Genomic DNA, 21,855 nt, shown 5'->3' with positions numbered 1-21,855 from the left:
GGGGCCTCCTTATAGGTGGGTTTGGGCGTAGTGCCGGTCGGGCGCTTCCAGATGGGGCACCGCGTTGAACAATACCGGACTCAACTGGCTGCCAATCGGATGCAGACGATGCATCGACGTGTTCATGATGGCAAGCGCCACCCGCGCCATCGCCGGAATGTCCAGCCCCATCGCCTGCCGCACTGCCATCGAAATCAGCGCGCCTGAGGTCACCACAATCGCTGGCCCGCCTTCGGTTCCGATATCATGCAGTGCATCGCGGACGCGCGCCTCGAACGCGGCAAAGGTTTCGGGCGCATCCGCGATTTGGCCATTGGCCCATGCCGTGAATGTCCGGGGCAGGTGGTCGACGAATCCCTCACGGTCGGTGGGAACCATAACGTTGTGCTGTTGTTCGAAAAGCTGCGCGAGGGTGAAATACTCGATCTCGTTCAGGCGCGGATCGCGGATCGGCTCCGGCAAGCCCATGCTCGCCGCTGTTTCCACATGCCGGGTCAGCGTGCCGCTGTAGACACGGGGATAGTGCGCGCGGGTGTCCTGCAGATGCCCGCCCAGCCAGCGTGCTTGCTTGTGACCCAGATCGCTGAGTTTGTCATAGCTTTGCTCGTCTCGCGCGGCGGTGTTGGCCTGCCCGTGACGCACCAGTGTAATATGTGACATGGTCGTCCCTCTTGCCGCAAAGTCTTAGGGCAGGTTGTGGGCCGGGACCAGAGGCGTTTGGAATTCTGTTTGCAAAATCTTGGCCGTTCGAAGCTTTCCCCATGGTCAGTTTTTTACGCAGGAAAGGGGGGTTTTCTATTGCGCTACGAAAAAAAGTTTCCTATAGGAAACCAAGCTGTGGCATGCGGGTGTATACACCATTCCCGAAGGTACTGCAGCCCACTCTGGCGTGGAACACGTGTCTAACTCTGTTGACTTACAGCAAAGGAGTGGGAAGCTGGCGGAACACCGCCTTTTTGCAGGACGGGGCGTTTGCGACAGTCTGTGACAACGGCTTAGGAAAGCGACCACCCATGACCGAGATTAAGCGCACGCCTTTGTATGATCTGCACGTTGAGTTGGGCGGCAAGATGGTTGATTTTGCGGGCTGGGAGATGCCGGTTCAGTATCCACTGGGGATCATGGGGGAACACAAGCAATGTCGCGAAAAGGCGGCGGTGTTCGATGTCAGTCACATGGGGCAGGTGATCCTGCGCGGCGAGAATGTGGGCGAGAAGCTGGAAACGCTCTGCCCGCAGGCTTATGCTACGCTGAAGGACGGCAAGGCGCGGTACGGGTTCTTTACCAACCCGGAAGGCGGGATCATGGATGACCTGATCGTGTCGAATGCAGGGGATCACTACTTCGTGGTGGTGAACGCGGCGCTGCGTCATCAGGACATTCCGCATATGCGCGAACATCTGGACGGCGTCGAAGTGATCGAGATTTTCGACCGTGCGCTGGTTGCGGTGCAGGGACCCAAGGCCGAGGATGTGGTGGGCGCGCTCTGCCCTGTGGCGCGGGATCTGAAATTCATGGAAACCACTGTGGCGGATATAAACGGCGTTGAATGCCGTATCTCGCGCCTGGGTTACACCGGTGAGGACGGGTACGAGATCTCGATCCCCGAGGACAAGGCCATCGATATCACCCGCGCCTTTCTGGCGCATGAGGATTGTGAACCGGCGGGCCTTGGCGCGCGCGACAGCCTGCGGCTGGAGGCTGGGCTGTGCCTTTATGGCAATGACATTGACCAAACGACCTCGCCCATCGAGGCAAGCCTTGGCTGGGCGATCCAAAAGCGCCGCAAGGAAGAGGGCGGCTTTCCCGGCGCCGACCGCATCCAGAAAGAACTAACTGAGGGCCCCGCACGCAAGCTGGTCGGCATAAAACCCGAAGGCCGCGCGCCCGCCCGTCAGGGTGTTGAGATCCAGTGCACGGAAGGCAACACCATCGGTCAGATAACCTCTGGCGGGTTCGGCCCCACGGTCGGTGGCCCTGTGGCAATGGGCTATGTGTCCGCAGGCCATGGCGAACCGGGCGAGGTGGTCAACTTGATCATTCGGGGCAAGCCGCAACCGGCGCAGATCGTGGCGCTGCCCTTCGTTACCCAGAATTACAAGCGTTGAAGTCAGGAGAAAAACCCAATGGCAACCTATTATTCCGAAGAGCATGAGTGGATTGACGTCGATGGTGACACCGCCACTTTGGGCATCACCAAACACGCGGCGGAACAGCTGGGCGATGTGGTCTTCGTGGAACAGCAGGAAGTCGGCGAAGAATTCGCCAAGGACGGCGAGATCGGCGTGATCGAATCCGTCAAGGCGGCGTCCGAGCTTTATGCTCCGGTTGATGGTGAAATCATCGAAGTGAACGAGGCGCTGGCCGACAATCCGGGCGCGCTGAACGAAGACCCCGAAGGCGAGGCGTGGATCTACAAGATCAAGATCGCGGACGCGTCGCAGCTCGAAGATCTGATGGACGAGGCCGGCTACAAGGTCTTCATCGGTTAATTCAAGCGGCGGGTCCTTGCGCGGACCCGCCCCTTCATCTTTTTCCAAATACTCTCGCCGAAGGCGTCTGCCTCAGCGACTGGGTGAGACATTCCTGAAGGAGCGCTACCGATGGCTTTCAAACTGACCGACTACGAAGCCTATGACTTTGCCAACCGTCGCCATATCGGGCCCAGCCCGACTGAAATGCGCGACATGCTCAAGGTGATCGGCTTCAAAACGCTGGACGAACTGATCGACGCCACTGTCCCGCCTGCGATCCGCCAGAAAGAACCGCTGGATTGGGGACCGGCGATGACGGAACGCGATGCGCTCTTTCACATGAAAGAGGTGGCGAGCAAGAACACCGTTCTGACCTCGCTGATCGGGCAGGGATATTACGGCACCACCACGCCCGCGCCGATCTTGCGCAACATTCTGGAAAACCCGGCCTGGTACACCGCTTATACGCCCTATCAGCCCGAGATCAGCCAGGGCCGACTTGAGGCGCTGTTGAACTTCCAGACCATGGTCAGCGACCTGACCGGGCTGGACGTGGCGAATGCTTCGTTGCTGGACGAAGCGACTGCTGCAGCCGAAGCTATGGCGATGGCCAAACGCGGCGGCCGATCGAAGGCCAATAACGCGGCCTTCTTTGTCGACCGCAACTGCCACCCGCAGACCATTGCTGTGATCAAAACCCGGGCTGAGCCTCTGGGCATCGACGTGCAGGTAGGTGATCCCGATCAGCTTGAGGCCGGAGCCGTCTTCGGCGCGATCTTCCAGTATCCCGGCACCCACGGCCATGTGCGCGACTTCACCGCCGAGATTGCGGCGTTGCATGAACACAAAGCCATTGCCATTGTCGCCGCCGACATCCTGTCGCTGGCGTTGCTGAAATCCCCCGGTGAGATGGGCGCGGATATCGCCATCGGCTCAACCCAGCGCTTTGGTGTGCCGATGGGCTATGGTGGCCCGCACGCCGCCTATATGGCGACCACCGATAAGCTGAAGCGCGCGATGCCCGGTCGGATCATCGGTGTCAGCATCGACAGCCGGGGCAACAAGGCCTACCGCCTTGCCCTGCAAACTCGCGAACAGCATATCCGCCGCGAAAAAGCCAACTCGAACGTCTGTACCGCGCAGGCGCTGCTGGCGGTGATGGCCTCGATGTATGCGGTCTATCACGGCCCTGACGGGATCAAGGCGATTGCGCAATCGGTTCACCGCAAAACATCGCGTATGGCCGCCGGTCTGGAAGAGGCGGGTTTTGCCGTCGAACCCGAGGTGTTCTTTGACACCATCACAGTCGAGGTCGGCCACTTGCAGACCACCGTCATGGAGGCCGCCGTTGCCCGTGGCATTAACCTGCGCAAGGTCGGCGAGACGAAAGTCGGCATCAGCCTGGACGAACAGACCCGCGCCGAAACGATTGAGGCCGTCTGGGGGGCCTTCGGCATCGACCGTCAGGATGACAGTTCCAACGTGGCGTACCGCCTGCCGGATTATGCCTTGCGCGAGACGCCCTATCTGACCCACGAGATCTTTCACAAGAACCGGGCCGAGGCCGAGATGACCCGCTATATGCGCCGTCTCGCCGACCGCGACCTGGCGCTGGACCGGGCGATGATCCCGCTGGGCTCGTGCACCATGAAGCTGAACGCCACGATCGAGATGATCCCGGTCACATGGCCCGAGTTCGGCAATCTGCACCCTTTCTGCCCCGAAGATCAGGCGCAGGGCTATCACGAGATGATTGCCGATCTGAACGACAAGCTGTGCCAGATCACCGGCTATGACGCGATCAGCCAGCAGCCCAACTCGGGCGCGCAGGGCGAGTACGCAGGTCTACTGACCATCCGCAACTATCACTTCGCCCGCGGTGAAGGGCACCGCAATGTCTGCCTGATCCCGACCTCGGCACACGGGACCAACCCGGCCTCGGCGCAGATGGTGGGCTGGCAGGTGGTGCCGGTGCAATCGGATGAGAACGGCAATATCGACCTGAATGACTTCCGCGCCAAGGCCGAGAAGCATTCCGATCATCTGGCCGGCTGCATGATCACCTACCCATCGACCCATGGTGTGTTCGAGACCACCGTGCAGGAGGTCTGCCAGATCACCCATGACCACGGCGGTCAGGTCTATATCGACGGCGCCAACATGAACGCCATGGTCGGCCTGTCGCGCCCCGGTGATATTGGCGGTGACGTCAGCCACCTGAACCTGCACAAGACCTTCTGCATCCCGCATGGCGGTGGTGGCCCCGGCATGGGCCCGATCGGCGTCAAGGCACACCTTGAAGAGCACTTGCCCGGTCACCCAGAATACGGCACCGCCGTGGGGCCGGTATCGGCGGCGCCCTTTGGCTCGCCCTCGATCCTGCCGGTCTCATGGACCTATGTGCTGCTGATGGGTGGTGCGGGTTTGACGCAGGCGACCAAAGTGGCGATCCTGAACGCCAACTATATCGCAGCGCGTCTGCAGGAAGCCTATCCGATCCTCTACACCTCCGAGACCGGTCGGGTCGCGCATGAATGCATCCTCGACACCCGTCCGCTGGACGCCGAGGCGCATGTGACCGTCGATGACGTTGCCAAACGTCTGGTCGATTCAGGTTTCCACGCCCCGACGATGAGCTGGCCGGTGGCAGGCACCCTGATGGTCGAGCCCACCGAATCTGAGCCCAAGGATGAGTTGGACCGCTTCTGCGACGCCATGCTCTCGATCCGATCCGAGGCGCAGGATATCATCGACGGCAAGATCGACGCGGAGAACAACCCGTTGAAGAACGCCCCCCACACGGTGCGCGATCTGGTTGGTGACTGGGACCGGCCTTACAGCCGCGAACAGGCCTGTTTCCCTCCTGGTTCGATGGGTGTCGACAAATACTGGTCCCCCGTCAACCGCGTCGACAACGCATACGGAGACCGAAACCTCGTTTGCACATGTCCGCCAATGGACGCATACGCGGAAGCGGCGGAATAAACAGAAAACCCCCGCCTTGGCGGGGGTTTTTCTTAGGGAACGAAGCCTTTAGGCACCCCGAATGGCGGGGAGTCCACGCTGGATCCCGTCAGTGCGTTGAGGAATGCCGCGAGACTTGCGATGTCAGCTTCGGACAATTCCAATGGCGTGATGTCTACCTTGCCGCGCACACGCGCCATTTCCAACCGGTCGTCCCAGACGACGAAATCGGCTTTGTGCAACCAAGGAACGTTCGGCAGGTCAGCCATATCACGATTCCATTTCGACAGGCTGTTTTCGGGGTTCAGGTGATGGAGGATCATACCCTCGAGGTCGGGGAAAGCTCCGTTATGACCATAGGGCGCAGTCAAGGCCACGTTGCGCAACATCGGCGTGCGAAAGCGATAGGCGTCCTCCAGCCGGTCGCTTTCCCCCATGCGGCCAACGTCGCGCACATAGGGGTCCCATTGCCGCGTGCGGCCCGGCCCAAAAGGGGGCAAGGCCAAGGCGTGAAATTCCTGATCTGACATCAGCGGCCCGGAATGGCAGATGGAACACTGCGCTTTGCCATAGAAAAGATCCATCCCGCCCTTCTGTTCCGCCGTCAGCGCCGAGGAGTCACCCGCGAGGTATTGATCGAACGCGCTGTCGGTGCTGCGCCATTCAACCGCCATGAAAGCGGCTAAGGCGTTGGCGATCTGGGTGATTGTGATATCCTCGGTCGTGTTGACCTCATCAAAAGCAGCGACCATGGCCGGGCCATAGCGCGGATCGGTGCGCACGCGCTTGGCAAGGATAGGCCAGCCCAGATCAATTCGGTCGGCAACCGCTCCGGTCACCTGATTTTCGCCGACATTGCCGGCCATTTCGAATTGTGAGGTCAGCGGGAACAGCGCCTGTGCGGCGAGCAGCGAGTTCAGCCCCTCAGGCAACCATTCCTGTGCCGGAGAGTTAAACCCGTTGCCGTAGACATCCGAGATACTCAGGCGGCCATCGTGGAAAACGGTGTGAATCTCTTTCGCGCCAAGATTCCACAGCCCCGGTGAATTACGAGGGATGCGTTTGCGAATCTTATCGGCTCCTACGCCCGGTGTCCGATCTGGCCCCAAGCCTTGCCCGCCTTCACCAATACCCAGCGATAACCCGTCCGAGGTGCCGAAATCAGGATGATGGCAGTGGGCACAGGAAATGTTCTGGTTGCCCGACAGAATGGGGTCGTAAAACAGTTGATGACCGATGGCAGCCTGTTCCATATCAAAGAGGATAAAGTCATCATCGGTCAGCGGGCGCGGCAAATCCTGAGCCGCAGCCGCTCCGACGAAAAGGAAAAAACCCCCATGCGCCAGCTTGTAATTGCACTTTGCCTTTTTGCGACCCCGGGGCTGGCCGAGTTGGAACAAGCGCGCGACATGATGGAAGCGGGCGAATTTGAGGCCGCGCGTGAGGAACTGCTGCCAGCGGCGCGCTCTGGCAATGCCGAGGCCGAAGAACTGATCGGCGTCATGTACGGCCTTGGGCTGGGGGTCGAGCAGGACTACGAGCGGGCGTTTGACTGGTATCTGCGTGCTTCGATGAAGGGGCATCCGGGGGCGCAGTCGGGTGTCGGCTGGTATTACGAGCTGGGTCTGGGCATGCCCGCGCCCGATCTGGTGCGGGCGTATATGTGGTACACGCTCAGTGCCATTGGCGGTGATCCCGATGCGGCGATCAGCCTTGAGGAAGTGGTCAAGAAAATGTCGCCGGAGCAAATTGAAAGGGCGCATGTGCTGGTGAATGATTACAAAGGGTGGATGTACCCGTTTCGGTAAGGGCCGGACGCAGCGCCCGGCCCCTTTCGCTTAGTTCAGATCCGCATCGCGAGAGGCGTTGATATCAGCCTCGGCTTCAGCAACCGCTTCGGTCAGGGCGTTGAACACCTCGTCCCCGCGGGCCACGTTGGACTGGAACCAGTCATAAACCGGCGTTGCGGCTTCTTTGAACGCAGCTTTCTGTTCGGGTGTCGGCACATAGAGATCCCCGCCACCGGCGACGAAATCTTCATAGGCCTGGATCGACTTGCGCTTGGGCGAGGCAAAGGTGGCCTGCTGCAGCGCATAGAACCCGTCGACAACCACGCGGCGCATGTCCTCGGGCATCTCCTGGAACTTGGCGTTATTCATCCACCACAACGCACCCATGTAGGCGTGGCCGTCCAGCGTGACGTATTGCAGACCGGCATCGGGGAATTTCATCCCCATGATGTCGGTGATCCCGTTCTTGGACCCTTCAACCACACCGGTCTGGAAGCTGGTGAACAGTTCAGGCCACGGGATCGGGGTGGGCGATGCACCCAGTGCCTTGACCAGCTCTTGCGGCAGGTCAGCGACCACGGTGCGGATTTTCAGACCTTCCATATCCGCAGGTTCGGCGATGCGACGCTGGGTGTTGGCAAAGTTGCGCCAGCCGCCGGTGTTGCCAATGGTCATCAGACGGATCGCGCCGCCAGAATCCTCAAGCGCCATGTCGCGGACCTTGCGGGTGAAATCGCCGGACAAGACATGCTCGGCCACGCGGTCATCGGCCATCAGATAGGGCAGGTCCAGAACCTGCACGTAGGGGAAGATGCCCGACGCGCCGCCCGAGGTCGAAATATAGATGTCGATCGTACCGTCAGCCACGCCTTGCAGGCACTCGGCCCCGTTCGAGCACAGCTGCGTGCCGATGAACAATTCCACCTCGATGGCGCCGTTCGAGGCAGCCTCGACGTAGTTCTTGAAGACGATCAGACCATCATAGTCTTCGTCGTTTTCGTTCGAGTTGGCTGTCGCGCGCAGGGTATAATCTGCGGCGGTGGCGGCAAGTGCGGATGCGGCCACCAGCGAGGTGGCCACCGCAGCGGTTTTGATGAAGTCTCTGAGCATTCGTTTCCTCCCTGTGATACTCAGTTCAGTTTGCAAATCCCGTTATCCTCGGGATAGTCATGGATAGTGCGGGGACATAGGTGATCAGGAAGATCACTATGATTTCGACAGCCAGAAACGGCAGGATCGCCTTGGCAATGGTTTCGACCTTTTCGCGCGATACGGCGGCGGCCACGAACAGCACCAACCCCATAGGCGGAGTGGCCAGACCGACGGTCAGGTTAACGCTCATGATAATAGCAAAATGGATCGGGTCCACGCCGAGGCTGGTAAAGATCGGGCCAAGGATGGGACCAAGAATGATGATTGCCGGGCCTGCATCCAGAAACATGCCCACGACAAACAGCAACAGGTTGATCAGGAACAGCAGGATCAACGGGTTTTCTGACAGGCCAAGGATCAGTGCCGCCAATTGTTCAGGCGCATGGCTAAGGCTGACCACGGTCTTGAATGCCATCGCCGCGCCCACCAGCAGCAAAACCACGGCCGAGGTCAGACCCGCGTTGCTGAGGATCTCGGGCACTTCTTTCAGGGTCAGTGAGCGCAGGACGAAGAAGCCGATGATGAAGGCGTACCCCACAGCGACCGCAGCAGCCTCGGTCGGAGTAAAGATGCCGCCGAGGATCCCGCCCAGAATGATGACAGGGGTCAGCAGCGGGAAGAACGCTTTGAGGCTGGCCTGACGACGCTCGCCCCATGTGTATTTGCGGCTGGCGACGGGGAAGTCGTATTTGTCGGCCATCACTTTGATCATCAGCATCAGGCCAACCCCGACCATCACGCCTGGGACGATGCCTGCCAAAAACAGGGCGGCCACGCTTTCACCCATCACATAGGCATAGATGATCATGATGCCCGAGGGCGGAATGATTGGCCCGATCACCGAACTGGCCGCTGTGATCGCAGCGGCAAAGCGGCGGGTATAGCCCTGTTTCTCCATCGCCGGGATCAGCATAGACCCCAGTGCCGAGGTATCTGCCACCGCCGAGCCCGATAGCCCGGCAAACAGGATAGAACTCAGGACATTCACGTGGGCCAGACCGCCGCGCAGGTGCCCCATCAGGGCCTGCGAGAACTCGACCAGACGGATGGTGATGCCGCCACGGTTCATCAACTCTCCGGCCAGCATGAAGAATGGAATGGCCATCAACGGGAAGCTGTCCATACCGTTGTAGACGTTTCGGTACAGCAGCGTGATGTCGGCGGTCTGACCGTTCAGCCACAGCAGAATGCCGGGCGCGGCCAAAAGCGCGAAAAAGACCGGCAGGCCGATCATCAGGAAAATCAGGAAGGTGGGCAGGAACCAGATCAGCATCTATTCAGCCCCCACTGGTGCATCTGCGATTTCGGGCAGCAAGTCCCCGCCGCCCATCATCTTGACGATCGACCGCAGGATAAGCTCGATATTGACGACCAGCAGAAGGATGACCCCCACCAGCAACGATGCCATCATCCAGCTGCGCGGGACGCGGTACCACTCGTCAAACCCCAGCGAGGTCGGAATATAGAGCGCCGCCGTGGCGAAGCGGCCGCCAAAACCCGTGACCTCGGACCAGCCGATATTCACGGCGACGGCCAACACTGCCAGCGAGACGAAAAGCAGAAACACCATCAACACCTGCCCCAGCACGCGCGGCAGCATCATGGGCAGCATATCAATCGCCACAAACCCGCCGCGCCGGAATGCGGTGGGGGCCATCAGCCCGGTCATCCACAACATGCAGAAGCGCGCGGCCTCATCTGGCCAGGGTAGGGCGTTGCCTAAAACGTATCGGAAGAACACCTGAATCAGGATTGCGATCACCATCAATGCAATCGCAACGACACCGACCGCGCGGCCCAAACGCAGCACGGTTTCGTTCACGAATGCAATCGGCGCAAGCGCCGTTGCCAGTCCGCCCATGCGGATCCTCCCTTGTTCAGCCGCAGGTTTGTCCCGCGGTCGTCAAATCACGCCTAGTGCTGCGCGAATTGGCCGAGTTTCCCGGCGTAAAAGGTCAGCGCGTCTCCGTCCGCCATGCTGACTTTCAGGACTTTGCCCACCACGATCACGTGATCGCCTGCATCGTGATAGGCGTGCTGTTCGCACTCAAACCGCGCCAGGCAATCCGGCAGCAGAGGTGTTCCGTTCCCGCAGCGGTCGTGGTCGATATCCCGCAGGGCGAATGCGTCTTTCGAGCAGCCAAAACACAGATCGGCCTGTTCCGACGATAGCACGTGCACGCTGAAATGGCGCGCTTTTTGGAAATAGGGGAACCGGCGCGAATTGCGGTCGCCTGCCCACATCACCAACGGGGGGTCCAGCGACAGCGATGAAAAGCTGTTGGCGGTGATGCAGACCGGGCCATCGTCGCTGTCACAGGTGACGATGGTCACGCCGGTCGCAAACTTGCCGAAAGCGTCCCGCAAGGTACGGGTGTCGTCTTTGTGCGGGACGAATGTGTGAGTGATGTCCTTTGAGATTGCGTTCATCATGGTACCTCATGCCCCAGTGCCGCCTCGTACAGGCGGAACCAGCTTTCGCGATCCAGATTTACTTTCAATGCGTCCGAGATGCTTTTGATCCGGTCCAGATTGTTCGTGCCCATAACCGGAAGTATTCCTGCTGGGTGCGCCAATAGGAAAGCGATGGCGACAGCCGCGCGATCCACGCCGAATTCGGCAGCTATCTCATCTGCAACTATGCCGACCGGAGGGTTTCCGGCCATCAGCAACCCTCCCCCCAGAGGAGACCACGCCATAACGTGCTGGCCGTGCTGCTGATGAAAGGCAAGATCACCATTGGTGAAAGGGCTTATCTGACCCAGAGACAGCTCGATCTGATTGGTGACCAGCGGCGTCTTCATCGCCGATTGCAGCAGGCTCCAGTCCCAGGGACGAAAGTTCGACACGCCGACAGCGCGTACCTTGCCGCTGGCGACCACCTCATCCAGTGCGGCGCCGGTTTCATGGTGGTCCATGAACGGATCAGGACGGTGGATCAGCAGCAGGTCGATATGGTCGATGGCCATCTCGGCCAAAGAGGTTTCGACCGATTTCTGGATATGCGTGCGCGAGGTGTCGTAGTACTTGACCTTCGCGGCCGAATACCGTCCGCAGGGCGCGACGATATCGCATTTGGTGACGATCTCCATCTTTGACCGCAGGGTCGGATTGGCGCGCAGGGCGGCACCCAGAATGCCTTCGGCCGTGTAGTCGCCGTAGATATCCGCCTGATCGAAACTAGTGATCCCCTGATCCAGACAGGCTTGTATCTTGGCCTCGACATGCGCGGCCGAGGTGTCATCGTCATCCCCGATGCGCCACATACCATATACAATGCGGCTCAGTTCCAGCGTGTCGGATAGTTTCACACGTTGCATCAGCGACGAACTCCATTGCCCAGCGGGGTGGCCGGGGTCTTTGCAGGCACGCGCCCGTATTCTTCGGGCAGCGAGCAGGTTTTCAGATTGGGCAGAACGCGGGCCCCGAAATGCTTGGCCTCATCCATGTGCGGATAGCCCGAGAAGATGAAAGCGCGGATACCCATCTTCTGATATTCCTCGATTTTGGACATCACCTGATCGGTCGATCCGACCAAAGCCGCGCCGCAGCCCGAACGCGCGCGGCCCACACCTGTCCAAAGGCCCGGCTCGACATAGCCATACTCATCCGCCAGATCACGGTTTTTGGCCTGATGCGCCACGCCCAGAGAGGTCGAATCCAGCGCCCGCTCCCGGATCGCACGGCCATATTCGTCATCCAGCTTCGAAACGATGTAGTCCGCATATTCCTGCGCTTCGGCCTCGGTATCGCGGACGATCATGTGAACGCGCAGACCGTAATCCAGCGTGCGGTTGTAGTTTTCAGCCACCGCGTGAACGCCCTTCATCCGCTCGGCCAGTTGATCCTTGGTTTCCGGCCACATCAGGTAGACATCGCAATGCTCGCCGCAAAGATCGAGCGCAGAAGGGGAGTAGCCTCCGAAATACAGTAGCGGACCCCCAGTCTGATAGGGCTTGGCCGGGTCAGTGGTCAGGCCAGAGAAGTTATAGACCTCACCCGCATGGTTGATCTCATCCTGAGTCCAAGCTTGCTTGAGGATCTCGACCACCTCGCGGGACCGCTGATAGCGGAACGCGCTATCGTCTTTCTCGCCGGGGAAATCAGACGAGATGATGTTCACCGTCAGCCGCCCTTGCAGCATGTGATCCAGCGTTGCAATTGTACGCGCCAGCATGATCGGCTGCATCTCACCGCAACGAACGGCGGCCAGCAAATTGATCTTGTCGGTGATCGGTGCGCAGCCAGCCACGAAACTCAGCGTGTCCTGACCGACCTGATAGGAAGACGGGCACAGGATGTTGCGGAACCCTTGCGCCTCGGCTTCTCGTACGATGCCGGAACAATGCTCCCAACTCGACCGCAAGTCACCATCTGGAACACCCAGAAACTGATAATCGTCTGAGCACAGCGCGGCGAACCACGAAACCTCGGCCGCATCCAGATCGGGGGATGTGATGGGGACGATGGTCATTTGATTCGTTCTCCGTGCATCTTTTGACTTTCCTCTTGCGTAGCAATCACTTTGATGTAGATCAATAGTGTATCAATTTTTTCCGCGACTCGGTGAAGCACCTCGAAAATGACTGCCAACAGCCGCAACCCCAACGCGCTGCCGATCTATGTGCAGATCGCCGAGCTTCTGATCCGCGACATTGCCGCGGGTCGGCTGATCGACGGTGAACGTTTGCCACCCGAACGAGACATGGCTGCGAACCTCAATGTCTCGGTCGGGACGCTGCGAAAATCGCTGGCGGAGCTTGAGAAAAAAGGGATGTTGGAGCGTATCCAAGGCTCGGGCAATTACATCCGCGAGACCGGGACGCAGAACAGCGTTTATGCGATGTTCCGGCTGGAACTACCCGAAGGCGGGGGCCTGCCGCGCGCAGATATCCTGTCGGTGGATCATCTGGAAAAGCCCTCAGATCTGCCGGAATTCGGTACATCGCCCAAGGGGTCGCGAGTGCGCCGGATGCGCTATTTGAATGACACAATCATCGCGGTCGAGGAAATCTGGCTGGATGATTCCGCCGGAAAGGTCGATCAGGCGCTGCTGTCGGATTCGCTTTATCGCTATTACCAGCAGCAGCTTGGATTCTGGATCACGCGGGCTGAGGATCGGGTTTCGGTCCGTGCGCTGCCTGCGTGGACGCCTGCGACCTTCACCAAACCCGCTGGCGAAACGGCCGGTTATATTGAGCGGTTCAGCTGGTCCGAGGGGCCAGAACCAGTCGAGTTTTCAAAAACGTGGTTCGACCCGGATCGGGCCACCTATGTCCAACGTCTGAAATAAAAGGAAAAACGCATGACCCGGACCATCCATTACGGGCTGATCGGTTGCGGCATGATGGGGCAGGAACACCTGCATAACATCGCGTTGCTAGAAGGTACGCGCGTCTCGGCGATTTTCGAACCTGACGCCGCGATGGCCAAGGCAGCGCAGACGATTGTACCGGATGCGCAGATGGTGGGTTCGGTCGAAGATCTGCTGGCCGTGGATGATCTGGACTGCATCGTGATTGCCAGCCCCAACCATCTGCACGTGGATCAGATCGAGCAGATCGCGCGGGTGCGACCTTTGCCTTTGCTGGTCGAGAAACCTCTGTTCACCGACCCTGCAGATGCGGCGCGGCTTGACTCCATCCAGCGCGACTACCCTCATCCGATCTGGGTGGCGATGGAGTATCGCTATATGCCGCCCATCGCAGCCTTGATTGAGGGGGCGCAGGTGACCGGCGGCGTTAAAATGCTGACCATCAAGGAGCACCGCTTTCCCTTTCTGGAAAAGGTCGGCAACTGGAATCGCTTCAACCGCAATACAGGCGGAACCTTTGTCGAAAAATGCTGCCATTTCTTCGACCTCATGCGCCTGATCCTGCAATCGGACCCGGTGCGCGTGACGGCCAGCGGAGGGCAGGCTGTCAATCATTTGGACGAGGCGTATGACGGAGAAACACCCGACATTCTGGACCATGGCTATGTCATGGTCGATTTCGCCTCGGGCGCGCGAGCAATGCTGGAGCTGTGTATGTTCGCCGAAGGCGCGCGGTATCAGGAGGAGATCTCGGCCGTCGGACCAGACGCCAAGATTGAAGCGCAGGTGCCCGGACCCGGCCGTTTCTGGCCCGAGCATCTTGGTGATGCGCCGGTGCCGCAACTGATCGTTAGCCCACGTGCGCCCAAGGGACCGGTCGCCAAGGACATCCCCGTTGATCCAACGCTATTGGCCGCGGGTGACCATAACGGGTCTACTTTCTATCAGCATCAAGGATTCCTAGCCGTCCTGCGGGGCGACAAACCCGCTCCCGAGGTGACCCTGCAGGACGGGATGTGGGCTGTGCGCATGGGTCTGGCCGCGCAACAGGCGCTGGAGACCGGAGAGGCGGTTTGGTTCTAGAACTACTGAGCGGCCTCTTTCTGATGTGCTGACGCCAACAGTGTCGCCAGTTCCGGGCGGCATGAGCCGCAATTCGTTCCGGCCTGCAACGCCTCGCCAATGGCTTCGACGGTCATCAGCCCTTTGGTCTCAATAGCGGTCAGGATGGTGTTCACGCCTACGTCGAAACAGGAACACAGGACCGGACCGGGATCGGGCCGGTCGGCCGGCGCGCGGCCTGACAGCAGGTCGGGCACCTGTGGCAGAGTCGCAAGATAGTCGCGCATCACCGCCACGGGCTCGGGCGAAATGAACAGTGCGGCGACCAGTTGTCCGTGTTCGTGAAACGCCAGCCGCGCCATGCCGCGCGCCGGGTCCTCAACTATGGTTGTCTGCGCCTCGGGCAATCCGAAAAGATCACGCGCGGTGGTTTGCCAGTCATTTATTGTGCCCATCCCGGCCAGTTCAGCGCGATAGCCGAGTTTTGTGGGGGTCTGCGCCCAATACTCGCAAACCGGTTTCATTTCGCGATGTGACACCGCAAACCCGTACCATTTGGCGTCAAAGCGGGTGACGTTCACCACGGAGGCTTTGCTTTCAGGCTGCCCGGATACAGGGTCGGTCGCCGCCGCGACCACGGCGTCGATCCGGGCTGAAGGGGCGGTTTCTCCGGTCCAGTGTATAGGCGCAAAGACCTGTCCTTGTGTGACATCGCTGGTAATCCGGGCCCGCAGGACGGATGTTCCATGCGGGCTTGCGACCCGCACCAGATCGGCGGAGTTTATCCCCGTGGCGCGCGCATCACCGGGGTGAATGTCCAGAAACGGCTCGGGCAGGTGGGCCGACAGCCGCGCCGACAGACCGGTGCGGGTCATCGTGTGCCATTGGTCGCGCAGCCGACCGGTGTTCAGCCAGAACGGATAGCGCGGTTCTGTTTTGGCTGCAGGCGCGCGCCATGTAACTGGTAAAAGCCGCGCCTTGCCGTCGGGGTGATAGAATTGCCCATCCGCAAAGAACCGCCCGCCCTGCCGTGTGGCGGTGACAGGCCAGCGCGTCGGTTGCAGAGCGTCATAACCCACAGCATCCAAGTCGCTGAGGCCCGAGATATCGAAATCGCGCCCGAACTTGGCGGCAATGCCGGACAGGGTTGCATACTCACGAAAAATCTCTCCGGGCGTTTGATAATCGAAGGCTGAGGCCCATCCCATCCGTCGTCCGACCTCGGCCAGAATGTCCCAATCCGCGCGCGCTTGTCCCGGTGCGGGCAGGACCGAACGTTGTCGGCTGATCGTGCGGTCGGAATTGGTGACTGTGCCGTCTTTTTCGGCCCACGCGGCCGCAGGCAGCAGCACGTCGGCCAGCCGCGCCGTATCGGTGCGGGCGGTGATATCCGAGACCACGGTGAACGGGCAGGCCGCGATGGCATCGCGCACCGCGTCGGCCTCGGGCATTGAAACCACGGGGTTCGTGTGGATCACCCACAGCGCCTTGACGCGCCCGTCGCCCACGGCGCGGAACAGGTCCACGGCCTTGAGGCCCGGGGCCTCGGGCATGGTCGGGGCCGACCAGAAATCGCGCACGGCGGCGCGGTGATCGGCGTTTTCGATATCCAGATGACAGGCGAGCATATTGGCCAGACCGCCGACCTCGCGCCCACCCATCGCGTTGGGCTGACCGGTGACCGACAGAGGCCCGCAGCCGGGCTTGCCGATCCGCCCCGTGGCCAGATGGCAGTTCAGGATCGCGTTGACCTTGTCACTGCCCGCGCTGGATTGGTTCACGCCCTGACTGAAGATCGTCACAACCTTTTTAGTGCTCAACCACATCTGACAGAACTGCGCGATGTCGTCGGTGTCGAGACCGGTGACCGAGACATCATCGGCCAGCGCACTGTCCAGCGCCGCTTGAATGCCGGTGGTGTGGGGCAGGAAATCCGTATCCACTAGCCCGGTTGCGTCGATCTGCGTCAGCAGATGGTTGAACAGCGCCACATCGCTGCCCGCTGCCAGCGGCAGGTGCAGATCGGCACTGTCACACGATGCCGTCCGGCGCGGGTCGATCACGATGATCTTGGTCCCGCGCGCCTGCTTCGCCGCCATCAGGCGTTGATACAGAACCGGGTGGCACCACGCCAGGTTGGACCCGACCAGCACGACCAGATCGGCCTCGTCCAGATCCTCATAGGTGCCGGGCACGGTGTCAGTGCCAAAAGCGCGTTTGTGGCCCGCAACGGTCGAGGCCATGCACAGCCGCGAATTCGTGTCGATATTGGCCGAGCCGATGAAGCCTTTCATCAGCTTGTTGGCGACATAGTAGTCCTCGGTCAGCAACTGACCCGAGACATAAAAGGCCACTGAATCCGGCCCGTGTTCGGCGATGGTCTCGCGGAACCGGTCCGCGACCATTTGCAGCGCGTCGTCCCAGCCAGCCTCTTTGCCCGCTACCACGGGTGCTAGCAGTCGCTGCGACAGGCACACCGTTTCGGCCAAAGCCGAGCCTTTGGAACACAGCCGCCCTTGATTGGCCGGGTGATCCGGGTCGCCGGTGACGGTCAGGCCACCCGCGCCATCCGGTTGCAGCAGAACCCCGCAGCCCACCCCACAATAAGGGCAGGTTGAGCGTGTGACGCAGGCACTCAGGTCTTTCACGCGGCGCTCCTTTGCCCCAATGAGGTGCTGTCGAGCAGGATGCGCTCTCCGTCCAGCTGCACCGGATAGGTGGCGATCTGGCCTTCATCCGCGCCTTGTGCCTGACCCGAGTTCAGGTCGAAAACCCAGTTGTGCAGCGGGCAGGTGACAGACTGGCCATGCACGATGCCCTCAGATAGCGGCCCGCCCTTGTGGGGGCAGGTGTCCGAGGCCGCAAAGACCTCATCTTTGGCAGTACGAAACAGGGCGATGCAGCCCACGGGCGTTTTCACCACGCGCGCGCCTCGCAGGGGGATGTCGTCGATATGTCCGATGTCGATCCAGCTCATTCTGCGGCCTCCAGTGTCAGATCGGCCATGGGCGCAAAGCGCGGGGCCTCTTTGGCCTGCTCGGCCCATGGGTCTTTGCGATAGATGGACTGGCTGAGTTCGAACCGTTCAACCAGCGAGCGGCGGTTGTCGAGGTCGTCCACCACGGTCTCCCTGATCCAGTCGAGGCCGACCTTCGCCATCCATTTATACAGCCGGTCCAGATACTTGCCGCCCTCGCGATAGGCTTGGGTGACGGCCATCACGACCTCAATCGCCTCATCCTCGGTCGGAACCTGCACCAGCAGTTCGGTTTCCTTGACATCCATGCCAGCCGCGCCGCCGATGCTGATCTGGAAGCCCGAGTCCACACAGACCACACCGATATCCTTGCAAGTTGCCTCGGCGCAGTTGCGCGGGCAGCCCGAGACCGCCAGCTTCAGCTTGTGTGGCGTCCAAGAACCCCACAGGATTTTTTCAAGCTTCACGCCGAGGCCCGTGCTGTCCTGCGTGCCGAACCGGCAGTGATCGGTACCAACACAGGTTTTCACCGTGCGCAGACCCTTGGAGTACGCGTGGCCCGAGACCAGCCCGGCCTTGTTCAGATCGGACCAGATATAGGGCAGGTCCGCGCCTTTCACGCCCAGCAGGTCGATACGCTGACCACCGGTGACTTTGACAGTGGGCACATCGTATTTCTCGGCCGCATCGGCGATGGCGCGCAGTTCCGCCGGGTTGGTGATGCCGCCCCACATTCGGGGCACAACGCTGAAAGTGCCGTCTTTCTGGATGTTGGCGTGTTTGCGTTCGTTGACGAAGCGGCTTTGCGGGTCGTCCTGATATTCCACCGGCCAGTCGGCCAGCAGGTAGTAATTCACCGCCGGGCGGCAGACATGACAGCCGTTGAGCGTCTTCCAACCCAGCTCCTGCCAGACGGCTTCCTGGCTTTTCAGCTCCTGCGATTTGATCAGGCGGCGAACGTCTTCGTGGGTCAGGTCACAGCAGCCGCAGATCGGCTGCGCGGTGGGCATCTGGAAGTCATCGCCTAGCGTGACCTGCAGCAGTTGTTCGACCAGTCCGGTGCACGTCCCGCAAGAGGCACTGGCCTTGGTGGTCGCTCGGATTGCGCCCAGATCGGTTGCGCCATCTGCAATGGCAGCGGTGATATCGGATTTGCAAACGCCGTTGCAGCCACAGATTTCCGCCTCAGGCGGCAATGCTGCAACGGCTGAGAGAGGGTCCGCAGAGCCGCCCCCCTGATAGGCCGGGCCGAAGATCAGAGTCTCGCGCATCTCGGACACGTCTTCGCCATCGCGGATCAGGCCGAAGAACCAGTTGCTGTCGCCTGTGTCGCCATACATGACCGCGCCGACCAGCTTGTCGCCTTCCAGAACTAGTCGTTTATAGACGCCGCGCGCGGGGTCGCGGAAGACGATGTCTTCGCGGGTCTCGCCCTCGGCAAAGTCGCCGGCACTGAACAGGTCGCAGCCGGTGACTTTCAGTTTGGTGGAAAGCGAGCGTTGTTTGAACGCCGCGTCCTCGCCCAGCAGAGTCTGGGCCAGCACTTTGGCCTGATCGTAAAGCGGCGCGACAAGGCCAAAGACCTCGCCCTGATGCTCGACGCATTCACCGACCGCATAGATATCGGCGTCCGAGGTGATCATTTGGTCATCGACATGAATACCCCGACCCACGGCAAGGCCCGTTTCCTGCGCCAGCCCGGTGTTGGGGCGGATGCCCACAGCCATCACCAACAGGTCGCAGGGCAATTCCGTGCCGTCCTCCAACAGCAGCGCCCGGGCCTTGCCATCCTTGCCCGCGATTTCGGTCGATTTGGCATTCAGCAGAACGGTGATGCCTTTTTCTTCCAGAGATTTCTTCAGCAGGTACCCTGCGGCAGGGTCCAACTGACGTTCCATCAAGTGGCCCATGATATGCACGACGGTCACATCAGCCCCGCGCGCGGCCATGCCTGCGGCGGCCTCAAGCCCCAGCAAGCCGCCACCGATCACGACGACCTTGCTGCCCGTGCCCATGCCCATCATCTGTTCGGTGTCTTCCAGATCGCGATAGGCGATCACACCGTCCAGATCATGTCCCGGCATCGGGATCATGAAGGGGTTCGAACCGGTGCCGAAGATCAGCTTGTCATAGGGAACATAACCGTTCTCGCCTTCGACCACTTTCAACTCGCGGTCGATTTTGACCACTTTCTCGCCAAACCGACATGTGATCCCACGTCCGGAATACCAGGCGTCGTCATGGGTCACGATCTCTTCGTAAGTCTGATCACCTGCCAGAACCGGGCTGAGCATGATGCGGTTGTAATTCCCGCGCGGTTCGGCGTTGAACAGGGTGATGTCGAACGCATCGGGGGCAGCGTCGGTCAGGTGCTCCAGCACCCGACCCGAGGCCATGCCGGCTCCGATGACAACCAGTTTCTGTTTCATGTCATTCACTCCGCAGCGATGGCTTTGGGGGCAGGGGATTTGGGCTTGGGCTTTGCGCCGTGCTCGTATTCCTCGAGGAAATCCAACACCTCTTGCCGGTATTCGTAGTAATCAGGATGGGCCAGCAGCGCCTTGCGGGTGCGCGGGCGCGGCAGGTCGACATTGGTGATCTTGCCGATGGTGGCCTGCGGGCCGTTGGTCATCATCACCACGCGGTCAGCCAGCAGGATCGCCTCGTCCACATCATGGGTGACGCAGATCGTGGTGACTTTGGTCCGCGACCAGACCTCCATTAGAACCTCCTGCAGCTCCCATCGGGTCAGGCTGTCGAGCATCCCGAAGGGTTCATCCAGCAGCAGCAGTTTCGGCGACAGGGCAAAGGCGCGGGCGATGCCAACACGCTGGCGCATCCCGTTCGACATGTCGGCGGCGGATTTGTCCATTGCGTCGGCCAGACCGACCCGTTCGAGGTAATATTCCACAACATCCTGCCGCTCGGCCTGGCTGGCGCGTGGATAGACGCGGTCCACGCCGACCGAGACGTTTTCCTTGGCGGTCAGCCATGGGAACAGCGAGGGCGACTGAAACACAACGGCGCGTTCCGGATCTGCGCCTTCGACGTGGCGGCCATCCAGCTTGATCGCACCCTTGGAGATTTCGTTCAGACCAGCGGCCATGGTCAACACCGTGGACTTGCCGCAGCCCGAGTGGCCGATCAGCGAGATGAATTCGCCACGGTTGAGTTTCAGGTTGAAATCCTCGACCACGGTCAGCGGGCCTTTGGGTGTGGGGTAGACCTTGTGCAACTGGCTGAAATCCAGATAGCGATCTTCGATCAGACCCGATTGCGCCTCTTTCACCGCTGCCGGGACACCGTGGATCGGGGTGACGTCGGGCAGGGTCTTGGTGCCTTCAACCTTGGCCTCGATGCCCACATCCATCAGGTATTTCGTGACCTCGCCACGCAGCGCCTTGACCGTCTCATCATGGTTCATGGCGGACCGGTCGCGGGGGCGGGGGATCGAGACCTTGAACTCGGTCCCCAACGTGCCATCGGGGTTCAGCGGGATGATGCGGTCGGCCAGCAGGATCGCTTCGTCCACGTCATTGGTGATCAGGACACAGGTCTTGCGGTCGGCCTCCCAGATCTTTTCGATCTCTTCCGCCAGATTGCCACGGGTCAACGCATCCAGCGCCGACAGGGGCTCGTCCAGCAGCAGAACCTCGGGGTCCATCGCCAGTGCGCGGGCCACGTTCACCCGTTGACGCATGCCGCCAGACAGTTCGGCAGGGCGGCGGGTGGCAGCGTGGCTGAGGCCAACCATCTTAATGAAATGGGCAACCTTTTCTTCTTTTTCAGCCTTGGGCATCTTGGGAAAGACCGCATCCACGGCCAGCCGCACATTGCCCGTCACCGTCAGCCACGGCATCAGCGAGTAGTTCTGAAAGATCACCCCCCGTTCCGGCGCGGGGCCGGTGATGGCTTTGTCGCGAAAGGTTACGCTGCCCTTGGAGGGGAATTCGATCCCCGCCATCAGGTTGATCAGCGTGGTCTTGCCGGTGCCGGAAAAACCCAGCAGTACCACGAACTCACCTTCCTGAACCGAGAGGTTGATGTCTTTCAGCACATCCGTCGCAGCGGTGCCGGTGCCAAAAGATTTGCTGACGTTCTTGAAGTCGATCACAGCCATTT

General features: G+C 60.6%; 18 protein-coding genes. 6 read left to right on the top strand and 12 right to left on the bottom strand.

The window, feature by feature from the left end; all coding sequences use genetic code 11:
• Nucleotides 1-9 precede the first annotated feature (9 nt).
• Nucleotides 10-660, bottom strand: coding sequence for a histidine phosphatase family protein (locus ABWV79_RS19885; protein WP_353394223.1), 651 nt, complete (start codon nt 658-660; stop codon nt 10-12).
• Nucleotides 661-1,013: 353 nt separating this feature from the next.
• Here ABWV79_RS19885 and gcvT point away from each other — a divergent pair, with 353 nt between their 5' ends.
• From gcvT to gcvP, 3 genes are all read left to right on the top strand, one after another.
• On the top strand, nt 1,014-2,108 hold the full coding sequence (gene gcvT / locus ABWV79_RS19880; RefSeq protein WP_353394221.1) for a glycine cleavage system aminomethyltransferase GcvT: 1,095 nt from the start codon (nt 1,014-1,016) through the stop codon (nt 2,106-2,108).
• Nucleotides 2,109-2,126: 18 nt separating this feature from the next.
• Nucleotides 2,127-2,492 carry a glycine cleavage system protein GcvH gene (gcvH, locus tag ABWV79_RS19875; RefSeq protein WP_353394219.1) on the top strand — a complete coding sequence of 122 codons (366 nt, stop codon included), beginning with the start codon at nt 2,127-2,129 and terminating at the stop codon, nt 2,490-2,492.
• Nucleotides 2,493-2,603: 111 nt separating this feature from the next.
• Nucleotides 2,604-5,459, top strand: coding sequence for an aminomethyl-transferring glycine dehydrogenase (gene gcvP / locus ABWV79_RS19870; RefSeq protein ID WP_353394217.1), 2,856 nt, complete (start codon nt 2,604-2,606; stop codon nt 5,457-5,459).
• 32 nt (nt 5,460-5,491) lie between these two features.
• Here the strand turns inward: gcvP and ABWV79_RS19865 are convergent, their stop codons facing one another.
• On the bottom strand, nt 5,492-6,733 hold the full coding sequence (locus ABWV79_RS19865) for a cytochrome-c peroxidase (RefSeq protein WP_353394215.1): 1,242 nt from the start codon (nt 6,731-6,733) through the stop codon (nt 5,492-5,494).
• Between the two features lie 42 nt (nt 6,734-6,775).
• Between ABWV79_RS19865 and ABWV79_RS19860 the strand changes: the two genes are divergently transcribed.
• A complete protein-coding gene (locus ABWV79_RS19860; RefSeq protein WP_353394213.1) occupies nt 6,776-7,246 on the top strand; it encodes a tetratricopeptide repeat protein in 471 nt (156 codons plus the stop codon).
• 30 nt (nt 7,247-7,276) lie between these two features.
• Here ABWV79_RS19860 and ABWV79_RS19855 read toward each other — a convergent pair whose 3' ends face one another.
• Genes ABWV79_RS19855 through ABWV79_RS19830 form a run of 6 tightly spaced genes read right to left on the bottom strand, consistent with a single transcriptional unit; the run spans nt 7,277 to nt 12,854 of the window.
• Nucleotides 7,277-8,338, bottom strand: a complete 1,062-nt coding sequence (locus ABWV79_RS19855; RefSeq protein WP_353394210.1) for a TRAP transporter substrate-binding protein — start codon at nt 8,336-8,338, stop codon at nt 7,277-7,279.
• Nucleotides 8,339-8,363: 25 nt separating this feature from the next.
• Nucleotides 8,364-9,653: a TRAP transporter large permease gene (locus ABWV79_RS19850; protein WP_353394207.1), complete on the bottom strand. Its 1,290-nt coding sequence runs from the start codon at nt 9,651-9,653 to the stop codon at nt 8,364-8,366.
• Complete coding sequence (locus ABWV79_RS19845) at nt 9,654-10,241, bottom strand: TRAP transporter small permease (RefSeq protein WP_353394205.1); 588 nt, start codon at nt 10,239-10,241, stop codon at nt 9,654-9,656. It lies immediately after the preceding gene.
• Between the two features lie 53 nt (nt 10,242-10,294).
• Nucleotides 10,295-10,810 carry a flavin reductase family protein gene (locus ABWV79_RS19840; RefSeq protein WP_353394266.1) on the bottom strand — a complete coding sequence of 172 codons (516 nt, stop codon included), beginning with the start codon at nt 10,808-10,810 and terminating at the stop codon, nt 10,295-10,297.
• A complete protein-coding gene (locus tag ABWV79_RS19835) occupies nt 10,810-11,700 on the bottom strand; it encodes an aldo/keto reductase (protein WP_353394203.1) in 891 nt (296 codons plus the stop codon). The genes ABWV79_RS19840 and ABWV79_RS19835 overlap by 1 nt, the downstream gene beginning before the upstream one ends.
• On the bottom strand, nt 11,700-12,854 hold the full coding sequence (locus ABWV79_RS19830) for an LLM class flavin-dependent oxidoreductase (RefSeq protein ID WP_353394201.1): 1,155 nt from the start codon (nt 12,852-12,854) through the stop codon (nt 11,700-11,702). Before ABWV79_RS19830 ends, ABWV79_RS19835 begins: the two co-directional genes overlap by 1 nt.
• Nucleotides 12,855-12,962: 108 nt before the next feature.
• Here ABWV79_RS19830 and ABWV79_RS19825 point away from each other — a divergent pair, with 108 nt between their 5' ends.
• A complete protein-coding gene (locus tag ABWV79_RS19825; RefSeq protein WP_353394199.1) occupies nt 12,963-13,673 on the top strand; it encodes a GntR family transcriptional regulator in 711 nt (236 codons plus the stop codon).
• Between the two features lie 12 nt (nt 13,674-13,685).
• The gene (locus ABWV79_RS19820) at nt 13,686-14,777 is read left to right on the top strand and encodes a Gfo/Idh/MocA family protein (RefSeq protein WP_170355474.1); all 1,092 of its coding nucleotides are present in this window, start codon (nt 13,686-13,688) and stop codon (nt 14,775-14,777) included.
• Nucleotides 14,778-14,779: 2 nt separating this feature from the next.
• Here the strand turns inward: ABWV79_RS19820 and ABWV79_RS19815 are convergent, their stop codons facing one another.
• The 4 genes from ABWV79_RS19815 to ABWV79_RS19800 are packed head-to-tail and all read right to left on the bottom strand — an operon-like array spanning nt 14,780 to nt 21,853.
• A complete protein-coding gene (locus ABWV79_RS19815) occupies nt 14,780-17,404 on the bottom strand; it encodes a molybdopterin-dependent oxidoreductase (RefSeq protein ID WP_353394197.1) in 2,625 nt (874 codons plus the stop codon).
• Nucleotides 17,401-17,733: a nitrite reductase small subunit NirD gene (gene nirD / locus ABWV79_RS19810; protein ID WP_170754709.1), complete on the bottom strand. Its 333-nt coding sequence runs from the start codon at nt 17,731-17,733 to the stop codon at nt 17,401-17,403. The genes ABWV79_RS19815 and nirD overlap by 4 nt, the downstream gene beginning before the upstream one ends.
• Nucleotides 17,730-20,162, bottom strand: coding sequence for a nitrite reductase large subunit NirB (gene nirB, locus ABWV79_RS19805; RefSeq protein WP_353394195.1), 2,433 nt, complete (start codon nt 20,160-20,162; stop codon nt 17,730-17,732). The genes nirD and nirB overlap by 4 nt, the downstream gene beginning before the upstream one ends.
• 5 nt (nt 20,163-20,167) lie before the next feature.
• Entirely contained in the window at nt 20,168-21,853 is a 1,686-nt protein-coding gene (locus ABWV79_RS19800; protein WP_353394193.1) for an ABC transporter ATP-binding protein, read from the bottom strand.
• Between the last annotated feature and the right edge of the window lie 2 nt (nt 21,854-21,855).

Origin of the sequence: Ruegeria sp. HU-ET01832, assembly GCF_040371315.1 — a bacterium.
Taxonomy (GTDB): Bacteria; Pseudomonadota; Alphaproteobacteria; order Rhodobacterales; family Rhodobacteraceae; genus Ruegeria; species Ruegeria lacuscaerulensis_A.
The sequence above is the reverse complement of the archived record's forward strand: the minus strand, read 5'-3'. Positions and strand labels throughout refer to the sequence as shown.